At 68.3% G+C, this 18,882-nt stretch carries 17 protein-coding genes; 4 read left to right on the plus strand and 13 right to left on the minus strand.

Features of this window, described 5'->3' with window-relative positions; translation table 11 throughout:
* Positions 1 to 5 precede the first annotated feature (5 nt).
* From G545_RS16035 to G545_RS0103660, 6 genes are read right to left on the minus strand one after another with little or no spacing between them, the layout of a single operon-like run.
* The gene (locus tag G545_RS16035) at positions 6 to 1,067 is read right to left on the minus strand and encodes a pilus assembly protein (protein WP_161625767.1); all 1,062 of its coding nucleotides are present in this window, start codon (positions 1,065 to 1,067) and stop codon (positions 6 to 8) included.
* Positions 974 to 4,681, minus strand: coding sequence for a pilus assembly protein (locus tag G545_RS16040; protein WP_154656509.1), 3,708 nt, complete (start codon positions 4,679 to 4,681; stop codon positions 974 to 976). Before G545_RS16040 ends, G545_RS16035 begins: the two co-directional genes overlap by 94 nt.
* A gap of 13 nt (positions 4,682 to 4,694) precedes the next feature.
* On the minus strand, positions 4,695 to 5,195 hold the full coding sequence (locus G545_RS0103645) for a pilus assembly PilX family protein (RefSeq protein WP_331439590.1): 501 nt from the start codon (positions 5,193 to 5,195) through the stop codon (positions 4,695 to 4,697).
* Complete coding sequence (locus G545_RS0103650) at positions 5,185 to 6,360, minus strand: PilW family protein (RefSeq protein ID WP_027069202.1); 1,176 nt, start codon at positions 6,358 to 6,360, stop codon at positions 5,185 to 5,187. The genes G545_RS0103645 and G545_RS0103650 overlap by 11 nt, the downstream gene beginning before the upstream one ends.
* Positions 6,357 to 6,815 (minus strand): type IV pilus modification protein PilV, encoded by a 459-nt coding sequence (gene pilV / locus G545_RS0103655; RefSeq protein ID WP_036136132.1) that lies wholly within the window; start codon positions 6,813 to 6,815, stop codon positions 6,357 to 6,359. Before pilV ends, G545_RS0103650 begins: the two co-directional genes overlap by 4 nt.
* A complete protein-coding gene (locus G545_RS0103660; protein WP_081677703.1) occupies positions 6,812 to 7,363 on the minus strand; it encodes a GspH/FimT family pseudopilin in 552 nt (183 codons plus the stop codon). Before G545_RS0103660 ends, pilV begins: the two co-directional genes overlap by 4 nt.
* Positions 7,364 to 7,504: 141 nt before the next feature.
* Here G545_RS0103660 and G545_RS0103665 point away from each other — a divergent pair, with 141 nt between their 5' ends.
* Positions 7,505 to 8,530, plus strand: coding sequence for a sensor histidine kinase (locus G545_RS0103665; protein WP_027069205.1), 1,026 nt, complete (start codon positions 7,505 to 7,507; stop codon positions 8,528 to 8,530).
* A gap of 49 nt (positions 8,531 to 8,579) precedes the next feature.
* On the opposite strand, the gene ppnN is transcribed toward G545_RS0103665, so the two are convergent.
* From ppnN to grxD, 5 genes are all read right to left on the minus strand, one after another.
* Positions 8,580 to 10,004, minus strand: coding sequence for a nucleotide 5'-monophosphate nucleosidase PpnN (ppnN, locus tag G545_RS0103670; protein WP_027069206.1), 1,425 nt, complete (start codon positions 10,002 to 10,004; stop codon positions 8,580 to 8,582).
* 131 nt (positions 10,005 to 10,135) lie between these two features.
* Positions 10,136 to 13,324, minus strand: coding sequence for a TonB-dependent receptor (locus tag G545_RS0103675; protein ID WP_027069207.1), 3,189 nt, complete (start codon positions 13,322 to 13,324; stop codon positions 10,136 to 10,138).
* A gap of 191 nt (positions 13,325 to 13,515) precedes the next feature.
* A complete protein-coding gene (locus G545_RS0103680) occupies positions 13,516 to 14,112 on the minus strand; it encodes a YhgN family NAAT transporter (protein WP_027069208.1) in 597 nt (198 codons plus the stop codon).
* Complete coding sequence (locus G545_RS0103685) at positions 14,109 to 14,876, minus strand: SDR family NAD(P)-dependent oxidoreductase (protein ID WP_043711327.1); 768 nt, start codon at positions 14,874 to 14,876, stop codon at positions 14,109 to 14,111. The genes G545_RS0103680 and G545_RS0103685 overlap by 4 nt, the downstream gene beginning before the upstream one ends.
* Positions 14,873 to 15,193, minus strand: coding sequence for a Grx4 family monothiol glutaredoxin (gene grxD / locus G545_RS0103690; RefSeq protein WP_027069210.1), 321 nt, complete (start codon positions 15,191 to 15,193; stop codon positions 14,873 to 14,875). The genes G545_RS0103685 and grxD overlap by 4 nt, the downstream gene beginning before the upstream one ends.
* 144 nt (positions 15,194 to 15,337) lie before the next feature.
* Between grxD and G545_RS0103695 the strand changes: the two genes are divergently transcribed.
* Positions 15,338 to 15,916: a superoxide dismutase gene (locus tag G545_RS0103695; RefSeq protein ID WP_027069211.1), complete on the plus strand. Its 579-nt coding sequence runs from the start codon at positions 15,338 to 15,340 to the stop codon at positions 15,914 to 15,916.
* Between the two features lie 112 nt (positions 15,917 to 16,028).
* On the opposite strand, the gene G545_RS0103700 is transcribed toward G545_RS0103695, so the two are convergent.
* Both G545_RS0103700 and purE read right to left on the minus strand, forming a co-directional pair.
* Entirely contained in the window at positions 16,029 to 17,180 is a 1,152-nt protein-coding gene (locus tag G545_RS0103700; protein ID WP_027069212.1) for a 5-(carboxyamino)imidazole ribonucleotide synthase, read from the minus strand.
* The gene (gene purE / locus G545_RS0103705) at positions 17,177 to 17,692 is read right to left on the minus strand and encodes a 5-(carboxyamino)imidazole ribonucleotide mutase (protein ID WP_027069213.1); all 516 of its coding nucleotides are present in this window, start codon (positions 17,690 to 17,692) and stop codon (positions 17,177 to 17,179) included. The genes G545_RS0103700 and purE overlap by 4 nt, the downstream gene beginning before the upstream one ends.
* 58 nt (positions 17,693 to 17,750) lie before the next feature.
* Here purE and G545_RS0103710 point away from each other — a divergent pair, with 58 nt between their 5' ends.
* Both G545_RS0103710 and nadC read left to right on the plus strand, forming a co-directional pair.
* Positions 17,751 to 18,020, plus strand: coding sequence for a Trm112 family protein (locus G545_RS0103710; protein ID WP_027069214.1), 270 nt, complete (start codon positions 17,751 to 17,753; stop codon positions 18,018 to 18,020).
* Positions 18,017 to 18,880, plus strand: a complete 864-nt coding sequence (gene nadC / locus G545_RS0103715; RefSeq protein ID WP_027069215.1) for a carboxylating nicotinate-nucleotide diphosphorylase — start codon at positions 18,017 to 18,019, stop codon at positions 18,878 to 18,880. Before G545_RS0103710 ends, nadC begins: the two co-directional genes overlap by 4 nt.
* The last annotated feature ends 2 nt before the right edge of the window (positions 18,881 to 18,882 follow it).

Below are 18,882 nucleotides of genomic sequence, written 5' to 3' on the forward strand. Positions count from 1 at the left end.
CCTCATCAGCGGACCTGCCTCCACGATTGCCGGCCACACGGCCGCGGAAGGTAGAGCGGGTCGGCGCCCGGCGTATGCAGTACGAAGGTGCACTTGGACGCCCCCAACAGTTCGTCGACGGAACAATCCTCATCACCGGGCGTGCACACGCCACCGCCACCGCCGACACCCGGCCGCAGCGGCTTGGGCACGAACACGTCAACGGTCTTGACCGGCGCAGAGGTGTCTCCGCCCTTGTTGAGCGAAATGCCACCGCAATCGGCCCCCGAGCAAACCGGCGAGTCACCCGCTGGATCCAGGCTGACGCCGCTCATCGCCGCGCCGCCTGTGAGCAGGTCCAGGGCGTACTGCCAGTTGGTGCCACCACCCGCGGAGCACACCGCCTGCCCCGGGACATACGTCGGGAAGATCACCTTGCCGCTTTGCAGGCGTGGCTCGCCGATGAAGCGCTCGCCTTGGGCCGAATCGTTCACCAGCAAGTCCACGTACCATCCACGGTGCGTGGCGTAGCTGACCGGATTGCGGCTGACGTTGCGGGTGGCGTGTCCGTTGGAAGTGACACCCGCGCTGATCGTCTGGGCCACCAGCGCGTCCCGTCCGCCACTGATACGCGCAGCACCCGGGCCGTCCCAGATGCTATAGAGCGTCTGGACCGCGGTGTTCTCGTTGTCCCCATGCGCGAAATAGCGCCCGGTTCCGAAGAACAGCGTCACGCCGCCGACCGGACCGCGCGAGACCTCGATTGCCCCCGCTACCGGTTGCCTGGCACCGCCTCGCATTGCGGTGAAAAGGGGCTCGCCGCCGAACGCCACCTCCCACTCAGTGCTTGAGGCGTCGCCCAGGTCGAACTTCCAGACGTTCCCCCGGAGGTCGCCGCCGTAAACCGTGTCGACCAGACCGTCGCTGTTGGCCAGCGCTACGGGTGCAATGTGCATCAAGCCGTTTCTCTGGGCATGGTCCTCGCCGGAGGGCTTCAGCGCGCGAAGCACGCGGCCGCTCTGGAGATCGACGACGAAGAGGACTGGCGCACCGTTCGAGGAGTTCGGACCGTTCCCGAACAGGGCCACCCAGCGCGGGCCACCCAGCGCGGGCCACCGCTGCCCTTGATGGGAACGATGTGCGGGCGACCGAGGACGAATCCGAGGTCATCGTGGTCCTCTCCGCTCAGCTCCCACAGTACGTCGTCGGCATCGAAGCTACCGGGCGCGGAAACGTCCAGTGCAAATACCGACCCGTCGCTGACGGTGCCACCGCCGACGCGCCGCTTGCCCCCTCCGGCGCCCGTGCTTCCCACGAGCACGGTGCGCCAGTCCCCGGAAGCGCTGAACGGCGCATCCCCAATCGCAATCCCGCCATCCACGAAGTACTCGTGGTCATAGGCCGGGTTCGCCAGCTCGCCTAGATGTCGCAGTGACCCGTAGGGGATGAACGCGAACTGCTCCTGGCCACCGTCCACTCCGGCGGTGAAGCCATGCAGCATTCCGTCGTTGGCGCCGGCGTACACCATGGGGTCGCGGCCCTGCTTCGCCTCGAGGTAGTTCTGGTAGCTCTCCCCCAGGCTCGCCTTCCAGGGCGTCGACTCACTGGCCGCGTAACGCCAGTTGCCATACCCGTAGTCATCGCGCGGGGTACTGATCGCGAGGTCGGAGTTGACGATGTCGCCAAGCACCGAGCTGCGTTGACGGAACCCCGGCACGCTCTTGCCGCGGAGGTAGTCGACCACATCGGCGACATCCCTGGTCTTGAGCCACGCCAGGTCGTCCACCCACAGCCCCAGTGACATCCCCTTGCCCACGTCGGTGTAGCCAGGCAGGTTGCTGTGCTTGAACTCGGCGGCTTCCACTTCGTCGTCGACACTGCCGTCGTCGCGGAGCACCGTCGGTGAAGTCGCCATGTAGATCCGCCGGCTGCCGTGCGCGGGAACCCCGTTCGCCGCGTCCCATTGCACGGCCCCGCGTCCGCCCTCGGTGTCAACGGCGAAGCCCCGCAACCAGCCGGTCCAGTCGTTGGAGTCGTCGGGCACGTCGTAACCCGCCTGCACGGTGAACGAATCGCTGCCCACCCGGGCCCCCGCGCCACCTCCGCCGGTCGACTCGTCACTGGCAGCAGCCGCCTCGAAGATCTCCTCCAGCGCGGCCTTCAGCTTGGAAGGATCACGAGCGAAGAAGTAATTGTCCGGCGTTCCGGTTTCCCGCGAATCCCACTCGCCCGGGTCGGGCTTTCCGTTGCCGTTGTTGTCCTGGAAGCCGCCGTACTTGGCCGCATACCACAGGGGCGTCTCCAGCAGCTTGGCCTCGGACGTCGCACGGCGGAACTTCATCACCTTGGGCTTGTCCCAGCTGCCCTCGTTCCCGGTATCGGGCTCACCGCGGGCAGTCAGGAGCGAACCGTCCTTGCCGCCGGGGCGCAGCGCCAACCGATGAACGTCGTCGTTGTCGGACCCGGTGACGGCGAAGCCGCTCAGCATCGCGTTGCCGGCATACGCCGACAGGTTCTCGATGCGGACCAGCACTTCATTCTCCGCAACCAAAGGCCTGTAGTTGGAACCGGTGCACACGGCCGAATCGGAACGCCAGCAGATGTCGTGCCCGCCATAGCCAGTGTTCTTCGGGTTTGTGTCGGCACCGCATGCCGCACCCACGCAGTAGGTGAGCATCGCCACCACGTCATTGTCGTGGTCATTGCCCCACAGCGAGTCCTCCCACACAAGGGAGAAGCTGCCCGCCACTGCATTTCCCGCCGCGTCAAACTGGAGCGGACGTCCATACTCGTGATTGGGAGCAACGGTGGCGATGCGCTTGCCCACGCTGACCGAACCCAGGTGGCAGGTCCGCCAGCCGGAGCTGCTGATCTTCGCGCTCCCATTGCCATTGGCTTGGCACAGCGGCGACAGCGTGATCTTGCCCCCGCCCACCGGCACGTCGAACTTGGGCAGGTTGTCCGCCAGCGCCACGGCATAGGTGGTTACGGTGTTCTTGTACCCACCCGGCTTGCCCTGCAGGTTGGGCCGCATGTCGGTGGTGGCTGCCTTGTGCGCAAGGCCTGCCAGCATGTAGCTGCCCTCGAGCGAGGGGATATCCGGGCAGATGCCGCGCACCTTGCTCAGGTCCGACACTTCCTTGGCCGAGCAGATGTCCTCGTGGGTAGTCAGCGCCGAGCCCAGTGGCGTGTCGCCGACCCGGCCGACCAGGTACTTCCCGGCCACGCCCTCGTGCGCCCCGACTGCTGCGGTGGCGGCGGTGCCGTCGCCCACCCCGCGCGGGACGCTCGGCAGTTCGTCGCTGTCGAAGGAACTCAGACCCGAGGACAGCACCAGGATGCTGCAGTCGGCGCAGTAGGAGTTGCCGCCACTGTCGGGCGAGCGATAAGGGTCCAGCCACTGAATTCCGGTTGGCAGGCCGGACAGCTCGTTGCCGCCGGTGAATGCCGGACTCGCGGAGCTTTCGCCAGCGATGTACCGGAGCGCTTCGGCGTACATCTCCGCGATCGGGTTGCCCCACGCACTGCAGTTGTAACTGCCCGAACCCGGGTTATTGAGCTGGCCTTGCCCACCGGTCCTGTTGTTGATGCCCCAGATGTTGCAGTCGAGCCAGCGGTCCACCGACCACTGGGTGAGTTCGAACCGGTCGATCGTATTGATGATCCCCTCGGTGCCCGACGACTGGTTGCAGAACTGGCCCGTCGCCAGGTTGATCTCGTCGCCCGCGGTGCAGTTCGCGTCGCCGTTGCCCGCCACCTTGCCAATGTTCCGGCGCAGGACCCCGCCGCTGCGCGGCTTGGAATAAGAGCCGGTCATCAGGCCAAAGCGCAGGCGGCCAGGCTCCCCGTAGGCCTGCAGGAGCCCGGTCGGCTTCTTCTTGTCGCCATACGCGGTGCAGAAGGACTCGTCGGGCTTGCTTCCCTGGCTCTTGCACACGTCGACCCGTACCGACATCTCCTTCGCGCTGGGGGCCGAACCCTTCGGAGTGTCGCTGTTCCGGTTCCAGTCGCACTGGCTCAGAGCGGTGGCCGCCCACTCAGACCATTGCCCCGAGGCCACCCGGACCTTGGGTGCCTCGCCGTTCGCCCGGGAGGAAACGCAGAACGAAAGTGCCGAGCCCGACAAGGGCGTCAGCTGGCCGAGATCGTTGCCGGAGTACACCTTCACCCATGAGTGGAGGTCGTTGGGGACGTGCGCGCCCGCCAGGATCGTACGGTCCTTCGTGTCGGTGACCCGCTTGCCGCCGTAGAGCACGTGCCGCACGATGTCCAAGCGGCTCATCGTCATCCAGTTCAGGAAGTTCCCGCTCCATCCGTTTCCGGTGTCGCAATGGTGGCCATTGGTGCCTCCCGCTTCCTTATGCGACTCGAACAGGTCGTGTCCATTGTTGTAGTGGTAGCAGACGTTCGGGTCGAAATACCCTGCGTAGTCGAACTCGTCGTTGTACGTGGTGTCGATCACCCCGTCACCGTCCAGGTCCGTGTAATCGCTGTACGCCTTGGTGAACAGCCGCTCGTCGCGCGACATCACCATCATCATCAGCGGCGGTACGTTCTGCCCGATGTACAGCGGTTTTTGCGCCAGCTCGTAATCGCTGCGACCGGCCTCACTGGGAGCCGCGCTGAACAGCGCCACGGCGCCGATTGCCGCGGCGCCGACGGTCGCTGCAATGAGCGATGTCCTGGTCCACCTGGAAGTCATGTCCCGGGCTCCGTTACGGAATGAAGATGGTGTTGATCACGGCCGACGCCCCCGGAGCGTCCGGCAGGTCGCTGGAGATCGCGCTGATCTCATAGATGTTCCCGGTGTCTTCCGACACCACCCCCCCCACCACCACCGAGGATGCCGGGAAGCACTTGTCCACCCGCCTCACGTGCGTCGAGTCGCCCTCCCCGGCCTGGTCCGCCCAGGTGACCGGATCAAAGGTGGGTTCACACACCTCCTGGTCGGCGGTGTAGGTACCACTGGTGTACAGCGCCGACTCGATGCCGGTCTCCGAGCCACGTACCTCGCCCTCCGCAGCCTGGAACGCCACGTTGCTCCGCAGGTAGTTCGCCGCCATGCGCTCCTGCATGCCGGCCACCTGCATGCCGGTGATGCCGATCAGCGCAAGCAGGACCAGCATGATCAATGCGACGTATAGGACTGCCCCGCGCTGCCTGGCAGCCGGGACCGGCGCAAACCTGCGACGCTGGAGTGTCATGTCAGTTGCCATAGAGCCTGTTCCGAAGGGCCACCGTGGTCTGGTAGGTGGCGCGGTACCGGCCGTCGGCAGGCACCGAGTAGACGACTCCGGTCGAACGGAGCTCGTTGCCTTCCACCGCTTCCGGCGCAGCCGCCCGGTCCGGGCTAGCAGCCAGCAGGCCGAGCCGGACGCTGCCGACTCGGCGCCAGGCGTCGGCGGTACCGGTGGCGGACCCGTCGGTCACGTCGGCTGCGACATGGTGCCGGTCGATGAAGCCGCTCGGAGACTTGGCCGGGTCGACCACTCGGTCCTGGCCGTACAGCAGCTGCAGGTTTTCCACGCCCTCCACCATCTCCTGACGGTCCGTGCCCAGCACCGCATCCGGGCCTGCAGTGAAGCGCACCCGATACAGGGAGGTGCCGCCGAATTCATTGCGTCCGACGTAGTAGACGATGCTTTCGGCCCGGTGCAGGTAGGACTGCCCTTCGGTATAGCCATTGGCGAAGGTCGATGCATTGAGCTCCGCTCCGGCCGCGAAGGTGACCTTGCCCGGTTCGACCGCGCTGGCCTGAAACAGCGTGGTGTGCAGGCAGTCCGCCACCCCGAACAGGCCGGGGTCGCCCACTCCGCTGCGAAGCACGTCCCAGCGGGCGGCATCGAAGGTGAACTCCGGCTCGCCCAGGCTTCCTCCTATCGCGGTCACCGGCACGCCCTCGGGGGCCAAGTACCGCAGTACAAGGATGTCGCTACCCGCGATCCGGTTGCCCGTTGCAGCGGCAACCTGGGCCGGCAAGGCCGGCTCGAACTCGGTGGAGCCCGTCTCAGGCGCGCTGCTGATCGTCACCGTGGTGCCCGGCCCGGTGCCCTTGGCTTCGAACCCCTGGATGGAGAGATTGAAGTCGAGTCCGGGATGGGGGCTGGAGGCGAAGGTGGTAGACAGCCCCGACGGCGTCTTCTGCGCGTGCGCCTGGTCGTTCACGCAGCCGAAGTGACCGGCCATGCGGATGTCCCGTTGCAGGAAGTCCATGGCAAAGCGACCGTTCTCCTGCGCCCGCGACATGCCGTCCGACAGCTGGTAGGTCGCGCGCGATGCGCCGAACACCTGGACCACCCCCAGCATCAGGATTGAACCGATCACCAGGGCGACCATCAATTCGATCAGCGATAGACCGGCCTGGAGAGCTGCGCGCTTCATAGCCTGGTCCTCGCTTCGAACTTCAGTGCTTCGGCCGCTTCGTCCCAGCGCTCGTCACCCCATGCCACCGTCACCACGACCTCGCCGGTCCCCGCGTCAACGGCGACGTTGGCGCTGGCGCCGGCGCCCAAGACGCGTCCGAGCTGGCAGCCGAAGAACTGCGTGAAGTCGGCCGCCGCGAAGTCGTCGCCTGTCTTCGGCTGGCATGCTGCCGGGTCGTCGACGGCCGCGTAGTCGCCCACGTAGGTCGCCGCCATGACCCGGTTCGCTCGCATCTGGTCGATGAGCTGGTAGGTCAGGTTGGTCGCCTGCGTGCGGTAGTTGGCGCTTTGCGTGAAGCGCACGGTGGTGGTCTGCAGAAGGGCGTAACCAAGGAGGCCGAAGGACAGCACCAGCATTGCCACGAGCACTTCTATGAGACTGAAGCCGGCCTGCGCCGCTGACCTTGAGTTCATTCGCAATCACCCTTTGTCGTCCGGAGCTGCCCGGTGGTGCTGAGCGTTATCTGGCGACGATGGGACCCGCCATCGCAATCGGCCGGCTGCAGCGCCAGGGCGTCGGAATTTCCCGCGCGTCGACCCCGGCCATCAAATGCAAACGGCTGCTCCGGCCCGTCCACATCGAACCCATCGGCCAAGGCGACGAACCGCAGGACGGGTTCGCCAGCAGTGAGCTGCCCGTCACCATCCTGGTCGGCCCACACCATGAGCCCATCGGCCCAGGTGCCATCGCAGCCCGAGCCGGTGGTACTGGCGCAGATACCTGCGCCTTGGGAACTGCGGACCGCCTCGCTGCGGGCGAGCGCAAAGCTGGCCACCACCTCGTTGGTAGCGGTCGCCACGCGATTGGAGTGCAGCACACCGCGAAAGCTCGGGAACGCGATCGCCGCCACCACCGCGAGGACCGCGACGGTCACCATCAACTCGATCAAGGTGACCCCTGTCGAGTACCCCGCACGTCCGCGCGCGGCAGCGCTGCGCGCTTCCAGACTGCGTTCCAGCATTAGGTGACTCCCCCTGTGCTTTGCATGATCGGGCGGATAGCCGCCGATGACAAGCCGTCGCCGACGAGCGGGTATGGCGGCGGGCCGAGCGGACGCGTCCCTCCCCCGCATCATCGGCCGGTACCGCGTAACCTTTTGGGCATGGCCCGCGGCAAACCCTCCCTGACACCGCTGGACGCGCTGTGGCAGGCGCCGGCACTGCTCTGGATGCTGGCCGCCGGCGAGACGGTAGCCCTGATCCTGGCCTTGGCCCCCGGCGCGCCGGGTTCCAGACTGGAAGTCTTCGGGCTTTCGTCCCTGGTGGTGCAGTGGATCCTCGTAGTGAATCTTGTCGCGTTGTACGCGCTGCGTGGGTGGGCGGAGAAGCTGCGCCCGATGTCCATCGCATACCTTGCTTTGGTGCTGCTCCTCGGCGCTACCTTCGTCGTGATGCAGGCAGTCGGGCTGTTCTTTCCCGGCTGGACCACCCTGGGTGGCCAGGAGGACGGCAGTGCGACGGCGCGAGCACTGGGTATTGCACTTGCCGTAGGCCTCCTCGGCCTCGCCGCCTTCCACAACCACTGGCGGGGCCGCCTCAATGCCATCCGCGCCAAGCAATCCGAGCTCCAGTCCCTCCAGGCCCGCATCCGCCCCCACTTCCTCTTCAACACCCTCAACACCGGCGCGGCGCTGGTGCACGAGCGGCCCGGGGAAGCCGAGCGGCTCCTGCTCGACCTGTCCGACCTGTTCCGGGCCGCGCTGGCGGGGCCACGCAAGATCCCGCTGGGCGAAGAGCTCGGGCTGGCCCGACGGTACCTGGAGATCGAGCAGCTCCGTTTCGGCGAGCGGCTGCAGGTGCGCTGGGAGCTGCCGCGCGAGATCCCGCCGGTCAGCGTCCCTGCCCTGTCGATCCAGCCGCTGGTGGAGAACGCGGTGCGGCACGGGGTCGAGCGGATGGCGCACGGGGACATCGAGATCGCGGTCAGCACGACGCCGGATACGGTGGTGGTGCGGATCAGCAATCCGTTGCCTCCGCCGGCGCCGGGGGGACATGACGGGCACCGGGTGGGGTTGCATGCGTCGCAGGCACGGATCGAGGCGCTGACGGGGGGGCGTGGGAGTGTGCGGACGGAGGTTGTGGGGGGGAGGTTTGTGGCTACTGTGAGGTTGCCGATCAGGGAGGAATGAGGGCCCTCACCCCGGCCCTCTCCCGCGCAGCGGGAGAGGGGGAAAGGCCTTACGCCACTACGCGGTAGCAGGGGACGTAGTCGCCGGCGATCTTCATGCGGCGCTGTTCGACGAAGGCGCGTAGCAGGGCGTCCAGGGCTTCCATCATGTCCGGGTCGCCGTGGATCTCGAAGGGGCCGTGTTCCTCCACGCGGCGCAGGCCCTCTTCCTTGACGTTGCCGGCGACGATGCCCGAGAAGGCGCGCCGCAGATCCGCGGCGAGTGCGGCCGGTTCGCGGCCGTGGTGCAGGTCGAGGCTCGCCATCGCTTCGTGGGTGGGGACGAACGGCACCTGGAACTCCATCGGGATGGTGAGCTTCCAGTTGAAGAAGAACGAGTCACGCTCGGCCAGCCGGTAGCCCTTCACCGTGTTCACGCCGGCGAGCATGCGCTGGGCGACCAGCACCGGGTCGTCGATGATGATCTCGTAGCGAGACGCGGCCTCGTCGCCCAGGGTCAGGCGGATGAAGCGGTCGATCTGCTCGAAGTACGGGGCGGCGCTGGTCGGGCCGGTGAACACCAGCGGGAACGGGATGCCGGCGTTCTCCTCGCGTAGCAGCAGGCCGAGCATGTACAGGATCTCCTCGGCGGTGCCGACGCCGCCGGGGAAGACGATGATGCCGTGGCCGATCCGGACGAAGGCCTCGAGGCGCTTCTCGATGTCCGGCATGATCACCAGGTGGTTGACGATCGGGTTGGGCGACTCGGCGGCGATGATGCCCGGCTCGGTCACGCCGATGTAGCGCATGCGCTGCTTGCGCTGCTTGGCATGGGCGATGGTGGCGCCCTTCATCGGCCCCTTCATCGCGCCGGGACCGCAGCCGGTGCAGATGTCGAGGCCGCGCAGGCCCAGCTCGTAGCCGACCTCCTTGGTGTACAGGTACTCCTCGCGGCTAATCGAGTGGCCACCCCAGCACACCACCAGGTTCGGTTCCGACGGCTCGAGCACGCGCGAGTTGCGCAGCAGCCCGAACACCGCGTCGGTGATGCCCTCGCTGGTCTCCAGGTTGCGCGCGCCCGGCGGCGGCGGGATGTCATCGGTCGGGTCCGGGTCGTATCCCTCGGCACCCAGTTCGATCGCCCGGTAGGCGAGGTCGCGCACCACGGCGGCAACCAGCTCGGCGACGCCCCGGATGATCTTGCCGTCGACGAAGGCCATCGCCGGGGCGTTGTACAGGTCGATGCGGACGCCACGGTCCTGCTGGTGGACCTGGATGTCGAAATCGGGATACAGCTCCTGCGCGGCGCGCGGGTCGTCGGAGGCGCTGCCGCTGGTGAGCACGGCCAGCGCGCAGCGGCGCATGAGGTCGTGCATGCCGCCCGAGGCGGTGTCGGCCAGGCGCGCAACTTCCGCGCGCGAGAGGATTTCCAGCCCGCCACTGGGGTGGATGCAGGCGTCCACGGTGGGCAGGCGTGCGTTTTCCGGCTTTTCCATTCGTTCCTTCTTTGTTCTTGTCATCGTTGTCAGCCGGCCAACTCTAGCGCAGCACGCGCCGCGCGGGCCGGCCGCACACAGGAAAACGGCCGGGTCTCCCCGGCCGTTCTCGGTATTGCAGGTGGTGTCGGTTAGAACTTGTAGCGGAAGGTCAGCATCGCCGACCAGCGCGAGACACCGGTGTTGTGGCCGTCGCCGTTGGTCTCCTGGATACCCTCGTTATCCGTGCTGCCGGTGAAGTTGTAGATGTACTTGCCGGTTGCCGGATCGATGCCCGCGTAGTTGGCCACGCGGCGGGTCGAATAGAACCCGTAGTCGCGGATCTGCCCCCAGTCCTCGTTCAGCAGGTTGCCGAAGTTCATGATGTCCAGGGCGATTTCCGCCTTGTGGCCCTCGAAGAACGCCGGGATCTCCTGGCTGATGCGCACGTCGAACGTGTTGGTCCAGCCGGCGCGGAACTCGTTGGCCGGGGCCACCTGGCCGCGGTAGGCATTCAGCTCCGGCGCGCTCTCGGCCATCCAGTCGAAGAACGCCTGCTCCATCTCGGCACCGCCGGTCCACAGCACGTCACCCGGGCCCGCCGGCACGTAGAACAGGTCGTTCGTGCTGGCGCTGTCGCCGTTGATGTCGTTGTAGTAGATGTAGCTGAACGGACGGCCAGAGCGGCCCTCGTAGAACACGCCGACGCTGGTGGTGTTGTCGCCGAACAGGTCCTTCTGCCAGGTCAGCGCCGCGGTCACGCGGTCACGGATGGCGTAGCGCGAGTTGTACCCGACCGGCTCGTTGGTGTTGAACACCAGCGAGTTGTTCCAGTTCGAGGAGTTCTGCGAACTGGTGGCCGGGCTGAACTCGGTGGCGTCGGTGTGGGTGTAGCCCACCATCCAGCCCCAGTTCTCGACCATCGGCTTGGACAGCGAGACGGTCAGCTGGCGCGCCGAACCCTTGTCGGTGTTGCGGATGACGATGGCCTGGTCGACGTCCGGGTGCTTGTTGGCACGGTTGGACGCGCCGTTCTGGCCGCTGGTCATGCCGAAGCGGCCGGAGTTGGCCGGATCCAGGCCCGCCTCGTTCCAGTACAGCATGCGGCCGTCCTGGCCCTGGAAGGTCGGGTCGCCCACGTCGATGCGGTCGAACCACAGCGCGTTCTTGTTCTTGGTGACCAGCAGCTCGGCCGATGCCACCAGACCGTACCAGGGCAGCTCGTGGTCGAACGCCAGGTTGGCCTTCCAGATCGACGGCAGGGCCAGGCCCGGCTCCATGATGTCGGCGGTGATGCGCGGGGCCGAAGCGCCGCCACCGCTGGGGATCGCGGGCGGAACCACCGGGCTGAACGCCGGGGCGTTGTCACCCATCAGGCGGTAGGTGTCGAAGTTCAGGCCGGTGTTCTGGAACGGACCGGCCAGCCAGACGTTCGGGTTGCCGCCCTGGAACAGGCCGACGCCGCCGCGCAGCTGGGTCGGGCGCTCGGTGTCGAAGGTGTAGTTGAAGCCGAAGCGCGGCTGCCACAGCTCCTTGTCCAGCGTGACCGAGTTGTCGTAGCCGTAGATCTCCTCGATGCGCGGGTTGTAGATCGGCGAGTTGCCGAACTCCGGCATGTCCACGCGCAGGCCGAACATCAGGTTGAGGTTGTAGTTGATCGCCCAGGTGTCCTGCACGAACAGGCCCAGGTTCTCGAAGTTGTAGGCCGCCGGGATGTCCGACAGGCTGCCGCCCGGACGCGGCGCACGCAGGTCGTACTGCAGGACGTTGCCGGCCTCGTAGTCTTCCAGGCTGTCGAAGGTGTAGACACCGTTCACGTCACGGCCGTAGAAGTTGAGGATGTCGTTGTCCTCGTAGTCGAAGCCGAACTTGATGGTGTGGTCGCCGGCGTACCAGGTACCGGCGCCGAACACCGACAGCTGCTCGGTGTCGACCACGTTGACGTGGCGGTTGCGCTCGGTGCCCAGGTTGATGGTGTCCTGGCCCGCGCCCACGTTGCGGATCACGATGCCCGGCAGGTTGGCGTAGGTCTGGGCGATCGAGGAGTAGTCACGCTGGGAGACCTTGAACTCGGTCGAGAAGTCCGGGCCCCAGTCGCTGAACAGCTCGGCGACGGTGCTCTCGAAGGTCTTGGCCTGGTCCCACCAGTAGCTGCTCAGCGCGATGCTGCTGCTGCCGAAGCCGGCCAGGCGCGGCACGATCTCCTCGGTCTTGCTGTAGCGCAGCGCGGCGCGGTGGCTGTCGCTGATGTTCCAGTCGAACTTGATCGCGTACTCCTCGATGTCGGTCTCGGAGATCGCCGGCGGCGCCAGGGTGCCCGGGTCGAAACCGTAGGCCTGGGAGGCGGCGATGACGCGCTGGATGTCGGCGTCGGTGATGTCGCCGTCGCCGTACGGGGTGCCCGACAGGCTGGTCCCCGGGCGCTCGCGCTTGAACTGCTCGTAGTTGGCGAAGAAGAACAGGCGGTCCTTCGCGATCGGGCCGCCGAAGGTGAAGCCGTAGGTCTCTTCCTTGTTGAAGCCGGCGAAGTCGATGCCTTCCAGCTCCTCACGGACCCAGTCGCCGTCGCGCAGGCTGTAGTAGACGCTGCCGCCGAACTCGTTGGTGCCCGACTTGGTCACCGCGTTGACCACCGCGCCGGTACCGCCGGAGATGGTGGTGTCGTAGTTGGCCAGGTCGATCTGGATTTCCTCGATCGCGTCCATGGAGACCGGCTGGCGCTCGGTCGGCATGTTGTTGGCCTCGAGGCCGAACGGATCGGATGCGCTCACGCCGTCGATGCGGATGACGTTGAAGCGCGAGTTCTGGCCGCCGGCGGTGATGGAGCCGTCGGCCTTGCTGATCTGCGAGATGCGCGGATCCAGGCGGATGTAGTCCTGGATGTTGCGGCCGGCCGAAGGAAGCGACTCGAGCTGCTCCTGGTTGACGTTGGTGCCGGTGCCCATCTTGTCGGCGGAGAAGATCTCCGAGCCGATCGCCGCGCCGGTCACCTGGACCGAACCCAGGGTGGTGATGTCGCCCGACAGCTGGGCGTTGACCGTGGCCACCTGGTTCAGCGGCAGGTACACGTCCTCGCGGGTCGTGGTGCCGGCGCCGGCCTTGTTGATGGTGATCTCGTACGGGCCGCCCACGCGCAGGCCGCGTGCGCTGTAGCGACCGTTGGCGTCGGTCTGGACGCGGCTGACGGTGCCGGACTCGGTGTGCACGATCGTGACCTCGGCGCCGGCGACCGGCTGGCCGTCGGCCGAGAAGATCTGGCCGCCGACACCGGCGGACGTGCTCTGGGCGAATACGGGGGCAGCGGCGAGGGCGGCGAGCAGGCCGACGGTCAGCCTGGACATACGGACGCGACGATGCTGGGACATGGGCGGGAGGCCTCGGATGGGAAAGCGGACGGGTGGCGATGCGGCGGGAGCCGCGCCAGTCAACGGGAAAACCCGGTCAGGAACCGGGTTAACGTGAGTTTAACACTGCGAGGAAGCGTACGGCGATTTTCTTACGGTTCGATGACAGCGGCGCCCTGGTGGCCACCCTAGGAAAGGCTCGCGGCCAGGTAGCTCTGCAGCCCGTCCAGGAACATCTGCACGGAGATGGCGACCAGCAGCATGCCCATCAGGCGCTCGACCGCGGAGAGCACCCGGCGCCCGAGCCACTTGTAGATCATCGTCGCCGACAACAGGATCGCGGCGGTCGCGGCCCAGGCGATGCCCAGCGCCAGGCTCCACTCCCACAGCCGGTCCGGCTCGTTGCTGCCCATCAGCATCACCGCCGCCATGCCCGAGGGGCCCGCGATCAGCGGGATGGCAAGCGGCACGATGAAGGGCTCCCCGTCGGGAAGCTCGCCCATCAGGCCTTCCGGACGCGGGAAGATCATCCGGATGCCGATCAGGAACAGCACGATGCCCCCGGCGATCGACACCGCGTCCTGGCGCAGGTGCATGACCTCAAGCGCGTACTTGCCGCCCCACAGGAAGGCCATCAGCACGAACAGCGCGATCAGCAGCTCGCGCACCAGCACCTTGCGCTGGCGCTCCGGCGGCAGGGTGCGCAGCAGCCCGAGGAAGATCGGGATGTTCCCGAGCGGGTCGAGGATCAGGAACAGCAGCAGCGCGGCGGAAACGATCGTCACGGCGCCACCGCCTCGGCCTGCACGCCGGCAAACGGAGCCCAGACCCGACCGCGGTACGCCGCGCCGGAAGGTGACAGCAGGGTTACGCAGGCCTCGGCGGCGCGCGCCGGGTCGACGGCGCGGGTATCGCCCTGCTCGACGTAGGCGCGCGAGCGCAGGCCCGTACGCATCGGCCCCGGCTGCAGGCCGCTCACCCGCACGCCCGAGCGGGCGGTTTCCGCATGCAGCATCCCGACCAGCCCGTGCTGGGCGTGCTGGGCCAGGCCATAGCCGCCCCAGAACGCCTTCCCCACGCGCGAGAGGTCGTCGACGACGAACACCAGGGCCGAATCCTCCGCCTTCGTGAGCAGCGGCAGGCAGGCCTGGCTGAGCCACGCCCGGGCGGTCAGGTTGACGTGCAGGGCACGCGCGAACGCCGCCGGATCGGTGTGCAGCAGAGGGGTCAGGCCGTGGAAGTCGGCGGCGCAGTGCAGCACGCCGTCCAGCCGGCCCAGCTCGTCGCCGATGCGCGCCGCCAGCGTGGCGTGGTCATCGGGCGCGGCACCCTCCAGGTCCATCGGGTACAGCAGCGGCTCCGGCCCGGCGGCGGCGACCGAGTCGTAGAGCCGGTTCAGGCGCGGCAGCTTGCGGCCGAGCAGCACGACGGTGGCACCGGCCCGCGCGCACGCATGCGCGGCGGCCGCCCCAAGCCCGCCGTGCGCGCCCGTGACCAGGACGACGCGCCCGGAAAGCTCCCCGGCGGGACGCACCCCCTCCCCGCTCACGGCTGCGTGGCCTCGCGCAGGATGCGCGCCAGCTCGCCGGACTCCGCCAGCTCGCCGATCACGTCGCTGCCGCCGATCAGCTCCCCGTGCAGGAACAGCTGCGGGAAGGTCGGCCAGTTGGAGAAGCGCGGCAAATTGGCGCGCACCTCGGCGTCCTCGAGCACGTTGACCACGTGGATCTGCTGCGCCCCCGCGGCCTCCAGGGCACGGATCGCCTTCGCCGAGAAACCGCACATCGGGTACTCCGCCGTGCCCTTCATGAACAGCACCACCGGGTGGCTGTCGACCAGGGCCTGGATCCGTTCCAGGACGGGCATCGCTTGCTCCTGCAGCTGGGCCAGCGGTCGCCAGGGCCGCGTGACACGGGATCGATACAATGGGTGATTGTAGTCTCCGTGGTGCCGCCGGCGCGACCAGCAACCCGGTGGAACCGCTCCCCACCCGATGCAAGGAGTATCAAGATGGCCTTTGAACTTCCCCCGCTTCCGTACGACCGCGCCGCGCTCGAGCCGCACATCTCCGGCGAGACGCTGGACTACCACTACGGCAAGCACCACAAGACCTACGTCGACAACCTCAACAAGCTGGTCGAGGGCACCGAGTTCGCCGGCATGGACCTGGTCGAGGTGGTGCGCAAGTCCCAGGGCGGCGTGTTCAACAACGCCGCGCAGGTGTGGAACCACACCTTCTTCTGGAACTGCATGTCGCCCAACGGCGGCGGCCAGCCGACCGGCGCCCTGGCCGAGGCGATCAACAAGGCCTTCGGCGACTTCGAGACCTTCAAGCAGCAGTTCACCGACACCGCGGTGAAGACCTTCGGGTCCGGCTGGGCCTGGCTGGTGCAGCGCCCGGACGGCGCGCTGTCCCTGGTCAGCACGTCCAACGCCAACACCCCGCTGACCAGCGAGGACACCCCGCTGATGACCTGCGATGTGTGGGAGCACGCCTACTACATCGACTACCGCAACGCCCGCCCGAAGTTCCTGGAGGCGTTCTGGAACGTGGTCAACTGGGACTTCGTTGCCTCGAACCTGAAGTAAGGCGCCGCACCGTCGTTCCCGCGGAGGCGGGAACCCATGGACGTCCGCCGCAACGCCGGCGGACGTCCGGTGGATCCCCACGTGCGCGGGGATGACGCCTCGGGCCGCGGTTTCAGCCGCGAAGCTTCTCCAACACCGGCGCGACCTGGTCGTGCCGGTCCAGTGCAGCCCCCACGGCCTCCAGTGAACTGGCCAGCTCACCGGCCGAGTCCGCCCGCAACGTGGCGTGCCCCACCTTGCGACCCTCCCGCGCCGACTTGCCGTAGTCATGCCAGTGGCCACCCGGCTGCGCCAGCACCGGTGCGGGATCCGGCATGGCCCCCAGCCAGTTGAGCATGCAGGCATGGCCCAGGCTCGCCGTGGAGCCCAGCGGCAGACCCAGCACCGCGCGCACGTGGTTCTCGAACTGGCTGGTCTCCGCGCCCTCGATGGTCCAGTGGCCGGAGTTGTGCACCCGCGGCGCCATCTCGTTGGCCAGCAGCTCCCCGTCGCGGCAGAACAGCTCCAGTGCGAACACGCCCACGTAGTCCAGCGCCTCGGCCAGGCGACGGGCATGGCCGATCGCACGCGCCTCCAGCTCGGGGTCCAGGCCCGCGGGCGCGAGGCTGGCGGAGAGGACGCCGTCGACGTGCCAGTTGCGGGTCGGGGCCCAGGTGCGGAAATCGCCGTCACGGCTGCGCACGGCCACCACCGACAGCTCGAAGTCGAAGGGGACGAAGCCCTCCAGGATCAGCCCGGTGCGGTCGACCTGGGCGCCGAGGGCGTCCCACGCCGCCTCGGCCGCGCCTGCACCCATCTCCGGGCGAAGGCGGAACTGGCCCTTGCCGTCGTAGCCCAGCCGGCGGGTCTTGAGGATCGACGGCAGGCCGATTTCGTCCACCGCCCGCGCCAGCGCGTCCCGGCAGTCGATGTCGGCGAACGCCGGCACCGGAATCCCCAGTTCGCGGAACAGGCGCTTCTCGCTGAGCCGGTCCTGCGCGGTGGCAAGCGCGCCTGGCCCCGGGTGCACCTCCACGTGCGAGCGCAGCCAGTCACCGGAACCGGCCGGAACGTTCTCGAAGTCGAAGGTCGCCACGTCGACGCGGCCGGCGAATTCCTCCAGCGCGGCGCGGTCGTCGTAGCCGCCGGCCACCAGCGGGACGACCTGGCCCGCACACGCCTCGCGCGAAGGATCCAGCGCCACCACCGGCACCCCGAGCGGGGCCGCGGCCAGCGCCATCATCCGGGCCAGCTGCCCGCCCCCGAGGATGCCCAGCCGCTTCATGCGCGCGGTTCGATCCGTGGGTCGTCGTTGGCCGCCACCTCGGCGGTCTGGCGCGCGCGGAACGCGTCCAGGGCCCGCGCGACCTCGGGGTGGTCGACCGCCAGCAGGGACGCGGCGAACAGCGCGGCGTTGGCCGCGCCGGCATCGCCGATGGCGAAGGTCGCCACCGGCACACCCGCCGGCATCTGCACGATCGACAGCAGCGAATCCAGCCCGTTGAGCGCGCGGCTCTTGACCGGCACGCCGAGCACCGGGACGGTGGTCTTGGACGCGATCATGCCCGGCAGGTGGGCGGCGCCGCCCGCGCCGGCGATGATCGCCCGCAGGCCACGCCCCGCCGCCTCGCCGGCGTACTCGAACAGCGCGTCGGGGGTGCGGTGCGCGGAAACCACCCGCACCTCGTGCGCGATCCCCAGCGCCTCCAGGCGGGTGCTGGCGTGCTGCATCGTGTCCCAGTCGGACCGGGAGCCCATCACGACGCCAACCAGCGGCGCCCGAGCGGTGTCTGTCATGGCTGGTGCCTGCGGCAAAACGGTATTCTACCGGTCTTCCGCCGGTGCCGAGGAGCCCATGGACCGCAAGCTGATCGACCTGCTCGCCTGCCCCGCCACGCGCCAGCCGCTCTCCCTGCTGGATGCGCGCGGACTCAAGGCACTCAACGAGGCCATCACCGCCGGCACGGTTTCGCGCGAGGACGGCGAGCCGCAGTCCGGGCCCCTGCGCGAGGCGCTGGTCACCCGCGACCGCAAGCGCGTGTACCGTGTCGACGACGGGATCCCGGTGCTGCTGGCCGAGGAGGCGATCCCCACGTCCGGCATCGCCAGCTTCGCCCAGGCATGAGCCTGCCCTTCGACCCGCCGATGGAGGCGGTCCGCCGCGACGTGGAGGCCGCGCTGGCCGAGGATGTCGGAAGCGGCGACGCCACCGCGGCGCTGCTGCCCGACACGACCGACCGGGCCTGGCTGCTGTGCAAGGAGGACGCGGTCGTCTGCGGGCGGCCCTGGTTCGATGCGTGCCACCGGGCCCTGGACCCGGACGTGGCCATCGACTGGCGCGTCGCCGAGGGCGAGCGCGTGGCCGCCGGCACGGTGCTGGCTACCCTGGAAGGGCGGTCGCGCAGCCTGGTCACCGCGGAGCGCACCTCGCTGAACTTCCTTCAGACCCTGTCGGGCACCGCCACGGTCACCGCGCGCTACGTGGCGGCGCTGGAAGGCACCGGCACCCGGGTGCTGGATACCCGCAAGACCCTGCCCGGCCTGCGCCTGGCGCAGAAGTACGCCGTGCGCGTGGGTGGCGGCTGCAACCACCGCATGGGCCTGCACGACGCGGTCATGCTCAAGGAGAACCACGTGCGCGCGGCCGGGTCGGTCACCGCCGCGATCGAGGCGGCGCGGCGCGGCGCACCCGGGCTGCCGCTGATCGTGGAGGTCGAGGACCTGGACGAGTTGCGCGAAGCGCTCGACGCCGGGTGCGACCGGATCCTGGTCGACGACTTCGACCCGGCGACCCGACGCGAGGCGGTCCGGATCACCGCCGCGCACGCGCGGCCGGTGCCGCTGGAAGTCTCCGGCGGGGTGGAGCTGGACGGCCTGCGGGCGATCGCCGCCGACGGCGTCGACTTCATCTCGGTGGGCGCGCTGACCAAGCACGTGCGCGCCATCGACCTGTCCCTCAAGCTCGGCCGGCCGCCGGCGGACTGATG

The organism is Lysobacter defluvii IMMIB APB-9 = DSM 18482 (assembly GCF_000423325.1).
GTDB classification, from domain to species: Bacteria; Pseudomonadota; Gammaproteobacteria; order Xanthomonadales; family Xanthomonadaceae; genus Novilysobacter; species Novilysobacter defluvii.

Coding starts and splice junctions, on each gene's coding strand:
- grxD (WP_027069210.1), bottom strand. CDS start 15,193: ATGCCCGTCCTGGAACGGATCCAGGCCCTGGTCGACAGCCACCCGGTG.
- G545_RS16040 (WP_154656509.1), bottom strand. CDS start 4,681: ATGACTTCCAGGTGGACCAGGACATCGCTCATTGCAGCGACCGTCGGC.
- G545_RS0103710 (WP_027069214.1), top strand. CDS start 17,751: ATGGACCGCAAGCTGATCGACCTGCTCGCCTGCCCCGCCACGCGCCAG.
- ppnN (WP_027069206.1), bottom strand. CDS start 10,004: ATGGAAAAGCCGGAAAACGCACGCCTGCCCACCGTGGACGCCTGCATC.
- G545_RS0103700 (WP_027069212.1), bottom strand. CDS start 17,180: ATGAAGCGGCTGGGCATCCTCGGGGGCGGGCAGCTGGCCCGGATGATG.
- pilV (WP_036136132.1), bottom strand. CDS start 6,815: ATGAACTCAAGGTCAGCGGCGCAGGCCGGCTTCAGTCTCATAGAAGTG.
- nadC (WP_027069215.1), top strand. CDS start 18,017: ATGAGCCTGCCCTTCGACCCGCCGATGGAGGCGGTCCGCCGCGACGTG.
- purE (WP_027069213.1), bottom strand. CDS start 17,692: ATGACAGACACCGCTCGGGCGCCGCTGGTTGGCGTCGTGATGGGCTCC.
- G545_RS0103665 (WP_027069205.1), top strand. CDS start 7,505: ATGGCCCGCGGCAAACCCTCCCTGACACCGCTGGACGCGCTGTGGCAG.
- G545_RS0103675 (WP_027069207.1), bottom strand. CDS start 13,324: ATGTCCAGGCTGACCGTCGGCCTGCTCGCCGCCCTCGCCGCTGCCCCC.
- G545_RS0103650 (WP_027069202.1), bottom strand. CDS start 6,360: ATGAAGCGCGCAGCTCTCCAGGCCGGTCTATCGCTGATCGAATTGATG.
- G545_RS0103695 (WP_027069211.1), top strand. CDS start 15,338: ATGGCCTTTGAACTTCCCCCGCTTCCGTACGACCGCGCCGCGCTCGAG.
- G545_RS0103645 (WP_331439590.1), bottom strand. CDS start 5,195: ATGGCAACTGACATGACACTCCAGCGTCGCAGGTTTGCGCCGGTCCCG.
- G545_RS0103660 (WP_081677703.1), bottom strand. CDS start 7,363: ATGCTGGAACGCAGTCTGGAAGCGCGCAGCGCTGCCGCGCGCGGACGT.